General features: G+C 70.6%; 6 protein-coding genes. 4 read left to right on the forward strand and 2 right to left on the reverse strand.

Annotated features, from left to right (window positions below; translation table 11 throughout):
- Positions 1 to 30 precede the first annotated feature (30 nt).
- A complete protein-coding gene (locus ACFWJX_RS10190) occupies positions 31 to 264 on the reverse strand; it encodes a DUF6480 family protein (RefSeq protein ID WP_383239633.1) in 234 nt (77 codons plus the stop codon).
- 172 nt (positions 265 to 436) lie between these two features.
- On the opposite strand from ACFWJX_RS10190, the gene ACFWJX_RS10195 reads away from it, so the two are divergent.
- Positions 437 to 2,344: an AMP-dependent synthetase/ligase gene (locus ACFWJX_RS10195; RefSeq protein WP_383239636.1), complete on the forward strand. Its 1,908-nt coding sequence runs from the start codon at positions 437 to 439 to the stop codon at positions 2,342 to 2,344.
- Positions 2,345 to 2,517: 173 nt separating this feature from the next.
- The gene (locus tag ACFWJX_RS10200; protein ID WP_383239639.1) at positions 2,518 to 2,952 is read left to right on the forward strand and encodes an ATP-binding protein; all 435 of its coding nucleotides are present in this window, start codon (positions 2,518 to 2,520) and stop codon (positions 2,950 to 2,952) included.
- A gap of 371 nt (positions 2,953 to 3,323) precedes the next feature.
- On the opposite strand, the gene ACFWJX_RS10205 is transcribed toward ACFWJX_RS10200, so the two are convergent.
- On the reverse strand, positions 3,324 to 3,695 hold the full coding sequence (locus tag ACFWJX_RS10205) for a PRC-barrel domain containing protein (protein ID WP_383239642.1): 372 nt from the start codon (positions 3,693 to 3,695) through the stop codon (positions 3,324 to 3,326).
- A gap of 222 nt (positions 3,696 to 3,917) precedes the next feature.
- Here ACFWJX_RS10205 and ACFWJX_RS10210 point away from each other — a divergent pair, with 222 nt between their 5' ends.
- Complete coding sequence (locus tag ACFWJX_RS10210; protein WP_383239644.1) at positions 3,918 to 4,799, forward strand: RNA polymerase sigma factor SigF; 882 nt, start codon at positions 3,918 to 3,920, stop codon at positions 4,797 to 4,799.
- A gap of 270 nt (positions 4,800 to 5,069) precedes the next feature.
- Positions 5,070 to 6,082 (forward strand): HAMP domain-containing protein (locus ACFWJX_RS10215; RefSeq protein ID WP_383239647.1); only part of this gene is annotated, 1,013 nt, incomplete at its 3' end.

Here is a 6,082-nt window from a genome sequence, read left to right on the forward strand (position 1 = left end):
CCCGCGGTCGCCCCGCCCGCGGGCCCCTGGTCAGAAGATGAGGATCAGGGCGTAGGCCAGGAAGAAGGCCGCGACCAGCACGGCGAGGACGAGGATCAGGGTGAGCGGGCCCTTGGCCCAGCCCTTGGGGGGATTGTGGGTCTCCCGGGGTCCGGCCTCGGGCATGCTGCTCTCGGCGGGCGGGGTCTCGCCCGGCGGTACGCCGCCGCCCGGTTCCAGTCCGGTGGTGCGTTCAGGTTCGGGGTCGGGATTGATGTGAGTCATGTTCTCCGAGTCCCCCGAACAGAGGGTTGACCAACAGTCCGCCGCCGAGATCATCAACCCGGAATAGTTATCCGTTCCCGGCCACAAGCGGTCCCGCCTGAGCTACATTCGACCACCGTCGATAACTGTCCTCATCGGCGGAGTCACACCCCGTACCTGTCAGGAGCAGCGCATGCGCGACGTCGCCCTCGCTCCCCCAGCCGCCTCGCCCCTGACCGGAGGGCTCGCCGACAGCGTTTTCGAGACAGCCGCACGCACTCCGACACTGCCGGTGCTCGCGCGCCGGTCCACTCCTTCCGGTCCGTGGCAGGAGGTGACGGCCGTCGAACTGCGCGACGAGGTCGTGGACCTGGCCAAGGGCATGATCGCGTCGGGGATATCGCCGGGCCACCGGGTGGCGGTCATGGCGCGCACCCGCTACGAGTGGACGGTGCTCAGCTACGCCCTCTGGGCGGTGGGCGCCGAGGTCGTACCCGTCTATCCGACGTCCTCCCGCGACCAGGTCGAGTGGATCCTGCGCGACGCGCGCTGCGTGGGTGTGGTCGTGGAGGACGAGCAGAGCGTCATGACGGTGGGCTCGGTGTGCGCGACCCTGCCCGCCCTGCGGCACGTCTGGCAGCTCGACGCTGGGGCGCTCGAACAGCTCGCGCAGCGCGGTGAGGTGATCCCGCAGACCACCGTGGACTCGCTGCGCCGGATCGTGCTGCCGGACTCCACCGCGGTGATCGCGTACACCTCCGGCACCTCGGGCCGCCCCCTGGGCTGCGCGCTCACCCACCGCAGTCTGGCCTCGCCCTGCGACACCCTGCTGGCCGGCTGGGGGAACACCACGGCCCCGCCCGGACAACAGCCGTCGGTCCTCGCCTTCCTGCCGTTCTCCCATGTGTACGGGCTGATGATCCAGGGGCTGTGCCTGCGCGGCGGCATCCTGATGGGCCACGAACCGGACCTGAGCGCGGAGGCCCTCTCCGCGGCGCTGCGGACCTTCCGTCCGACCTATCTGTACGGGGTCCCGTCGGTCTTCGAGAAGATCTACAAGAACTTCCTGCGCGCGGCCCAGGAGGCGGGCCGCGGTGCGCTGTTCGAGCGGGCCGCCGAGACCGCCCGGGACTTCGCGGCGGCCGTCGAACGGCAGCGGCTCGGCCGCGGCTCGGGCCCCGGCTTCGACCTGCGACTCCAGCACGCCGTGTTCGAGCGGACGGTGTACCGCAGACTCCGCGCCGCCCTCGGCGGCCGAGTGCACCGCGGGACCTCGGGCGGCTCACCGCTCCACCCCGACCTGTCCCTCTTCTACGAGGGCATCGGCATCTACATCCACGACGGCTACGGACTGACGGAGACCAGCGGCGGCATCACCATGCAGCCGCTCGGCCGGGAGAAGACGGGGACCGTCGGGCAGGCCCTGCCGGGCACCGAGATCCAGGTGGCCGACGACGGGGAGATCCTGGTCCGCGGCCCGTCGCTGTTCCAGGGCTACGTCAACGACGACGCCTCCACCCGGGCCACGCTGTGGGGCGGCTGGCTGGCCACCGGAGACCTCGGGCACCTGGACCGCGACGGCTATCTGACCATCACCGGCCGCAAGAAGGACGTGATCATCACCAGCGGCGGCAAGAGCGTGGCCCCGACCGCGCTGGAGCAGCGGCTGCGGCTGCACCCGCTCGTCCATCAGGCCGTGGTCGTCGGCGACAACCGGCCCTGTGTCGGCGCGCTCATCACGCTGGACCCGGAGTTCCTGGCGCACTGGCGGCGCAACCTGCCGTCGCTGCACGGGGGCGACAGCTCCAGCCGGGAGGCGCGGGAGGAGAACGCCCTGCGGGAGGAGATCGGGCGGGCGGTGGCCACGGCCAACAGCTCGGTGTCCCGCTCGGAGTCGATCCGGGTCTTCCGGGTGCTGTCGGAGCCGTTCAACCAGTCCAACGGCCTGCTGACGCCGTCGATGAAGCTGCGTCGCGACACGATCGTGCGGCACTACGCGGCCGAGATCGAGGCCATGTACCAGGCCCGCGCGCGGGTGCCCCGGGAGACCGCCACTGCCGAGGTGCTGAGCTGGGACGACTCGGACGACGTGTTCCGCTGACGGGCCGCCGGGTCGCGCACGCCGGGTGGGCGCCCGGTCGCCCCGCGTGGCCGGGCTCGGCCTGCGGGGGCCGGACGCGTAGGCCGCGCCGCCCAGGGAACCCTGTGGAGTGGCAACGAGAGAGCCGCACGAGAAAGGACGACGGTCCCGGCGACAGAGGGCCGCACGACGACATGGCAACCGAGCCCCGTGGTAACGACTCACCGGCCTCCTGGGCGGTCCCGAGCCGCACCGCCCGTTTCGCGGGTGAACCGCAGGACGTGACGGGTGCGCGGCTGGCCGCGGAGGAGTTCCTCCGCGCGCTGACCCGCGCGACCCCGCCCGCGGCGCCCGAGTGCTGGCACGACATCGTGCTGATCGTCACCGAGCTGGCCTCCAACGCGGTCCAGTACGCGCCGGGTCCTTTCGTTCTGCATCTGCGCCCCACCTTCGACGGGGTGCATGTGACGCTGCACGACACCAACCCCACGGCGCCGGCTCCGCGGCCCTTCCACCCCGACGCCGGCGGCGGCGGCATCGGCTGGCATCTGATACACACGCTGTGCAGCCAGGTGAGCGTGGTGTCGGCGGACGAGGGGAAGGACGTGCACGTCTTTCTCCCCTGGTGACCCCGAGGGTGCCGTTGCCGGTCCGGGGGTCCGGGTCAGGGCGCCTCGGTCCTGCCAGGAGACGGTGATCGTCTTCCCGCCCGGGGGCGTCGGCCGATGCAGATACCGCGGGCCCGTCGGACGATCAGCGGCCGGCCGTAGCCGCTGCCGGGCCGGCCTGCCGGGAGGGTGCCGGGGCCGCACGCCGCGTCAGGGGCCACGTCGCGGTGGTCGTGCACCGCCGGCCGGACCCCGTCGCGCGCCGGTGCCGCCTCGAAGCCGGCCGGGCCGCCGTGCCGGACGGCGTCGGCGGCCAGCTCCGAGAGGACGAGCAGCAGATCGGCGACGTCCGTCGACCATCCCGCGGACGTAGGCCCGTGCGGCGGCGGTCGTCACGCGGTCGTGGTCCCGCGCGCGGTGAGCCGCCGGTAGTAGTCGGCGACGGCCGTCAGATAGGCGGGGTCCATGGTCTCGCTGTCGGTCAGGAAGCGGGGCGCGTCCTTGACCTCGTCCACCGTGCAGGAGAGGGATATCCTCCGGCCGGTCCCGTCGACGGAGGTGACGACGCCCACCGGGACGACGGCGCTTCTGCCGAACAGCCAGACGCCCGTGTCGACGACCAGGTGCCACATCCCGTGGTGGCCGTCCTCGCGTTCGACGTGCCCCAGGGTGCCGTCGGTCGCGATCACCCCGTACCCCGTGAGGTCCTGTCCCACGGCATGCCCGCTGCCGGCCGGGTAGGACCAGATTGTGTCGATGGTCACGCTGCTCCCTTCTCGGGTTTTCCCAGCACCTGATACCCGGCCGCCGCGCCCGCATTCGGGGTGCTTCGTGCCGTCGTGGGCCGTGGCTCGTTCACGCCACCGGAATACAGTGGTGCGTCCGTCGCGGCATGAGTCGGGGAAGCGGGGGCAGACGGACTGCGTCATCGAACGGCTCGACGACCCCCGGCAGTTCGGCGGGCCCCGACGAACGGAGTACACGCAATGAAGGCCGTGACGGCTCAGGAACGAACGGCCACTGCAGGGCAGCAGGCCACCGGCGACCTGCTGGAAGGGGTTCCGGTCGTCGAGGTACCCACCGCGGTCAGTCCGCGGGACGCGCGGGAACTGTCCCGCCCCTTCTTCGACCGGCTCGCCGTCCTCGAAGAGGGCACGCACGAGCACCAGTACGTGCGCAACACGCTGATCGAGATGAACCTCTCGCTGGTGCGGTACGCGGCCTCCCGGTTCCGCGGCCGGGGCGACTCGATGGAGGACATCGTCCAGGTCGGCACGATCGGGCTGATCAAGGCGATCGACCGGTTCGAACTGGCCCGTGAGGTCGAGTTCACCTCGTTCGCCGTGCCGTACATCGTGGGCGAGATCAAGCGGTTCTTCCGCGACACCAGCTGGGCGGTCCATGTGCCGCGCCGGCTTCAGGAGGCGCGGGTCGAACTGGCCCGCGCGACCGACGAGTTGCAGACGCGGCTGGGCCGGATGCCCACCACGCGGGAGCTGTCGCAGCTGATGTCGCTGTCGGAGGAAGAGGTCATCGAGGCGCGCAAGGCCTCCAACTGCTACACCTCCGCCTCGCTCGACGCGGCCCTCACCTCCGACGGCGGCCCGGACGGCGAGTCGGTGCTGGCCGACTTCATCGGCGCGGAGGAGCCGGCCCTCGAACTCGTCGAGGACTTCAACTCGTTGGCGCCTCTGATCGCCCAACTGGACGCGCGGGAGCGGCGGATCCTGCATCTGCGGTTCGTCGAGGAGCGGACGCAGGCCGAGATCGGCAAGGAGCTGGGCATCTCACAGATGCATGTCTCACGGCTCATCAGCCGCATGGTGGCGCGGCTGCGGCTGGGTCTGCTGGGCTCCGAAGTCGCCTGAGGGGCGTTTCCTCACAGCGGAGAAAACACTCCGAGTACCCCGTTTCCGACCGTGTATGCACGGTGCGCACCCCGTGAATCTCCTGTGCGCACCACGTGACGCGACACTTTGTTCCGCCGCAGGTTCATGGGTTAGCCTGCGGCGGATTCTCTCATCGCGCACATCCGTGAACTGCGGAAATGCACGCACGACAGGTGGCGCCGTCTCCTCGGGGGCGGCCCGGTTCCGAGCCCCAGCCGGGGGCTCCTGGGGAGCGGAACGAGGGTACGCATGACCAGCAACGTCACCGAGGCCGCCGAAACGGTGCCGGGCGATCAGGAGCTGAGGCAGCTCCTGGCCGGATTGACCGCCGTACGGGACGGCGACTTCGGCACCCGGTTGCCCGCCGACGGCGAAGGCCTCATGGGCGACATCGCGACCGTGTTCAACGGCATGGTCGACCAGTTGTCCGTCTTCACCTCCGAGGTCACGCGCGTGGCTCGCGAGGTGGGCACCGAGGGGACCCTCGGTGGGCAGGCCGAGGTGCCCGGGGTGTCGGGCACCTGGGCCGACCTGACGGACTCCGTGAACGCCATGGCGGGCAACCTGACGACTCAGGTCCGCGACATCGCACAGGTGGCGACGGCGGTGGCCAAGGGCGATCTCTCACAGAAGATCGACGTGCCGGCGCGCGGCGAGATCCTTCAGCTGAAGGAGACCGTCAACACGATGGTCGACCAGCTCTCCGCCTTCGCCGACGAGGTCACCCGCGTCGCCCGCGAAGTGGGCACCGAGGGACGCCTCGGCGGGCAGGCGCAGGTGCCCGGCGTGGCCGGTGTCTGGCGGGACCTCACCGATTCGGTCAATTTCATGGCCGGAAACCTCACCGCTCAGGTGCGCAACGTCGCTCAGGTGACCACGGCGGTCGCCAAGGGCGACCTGTCGCAGAAGATCACCGTCGACGCCCGCGGCGAGATCCTCGAACTCAAGAACACCATCAACACGATGGTCGACCAGCTCTCCGCCTTCGCCGACGAGGTCACCCGCGTCGCCCGCGAAGTGGGCACCGAGGGACGCCTCGGCGGGCAGGCCGACGTCAAGGGCGTCAAGGGCACCTGGCGGGACCTCACCGACTCGGTGAACTTCATGGCGGGCAATCTGACGGCTCAGGTGCGCAACGTCGCCCAGGTGGCCACAGCGGTGGCCGAGGGCGACCTGTCGCAGAAGATCACCGTCGACGCCCGCGGCGAGATCCTCGAACTCAAGAACACCATCAACACGATGGTCGACCAGCTCTCCGCCTT

The organism is Streptomyces sp. NPDC058335, assembly GCF_042723915.1.
In the GTDB taxonomy this organism is placed as follows: Bacteria; Actinomycetota; Actinomycetes; order Streptomycetales; family Streptomycetaceae; genus Streptomyces.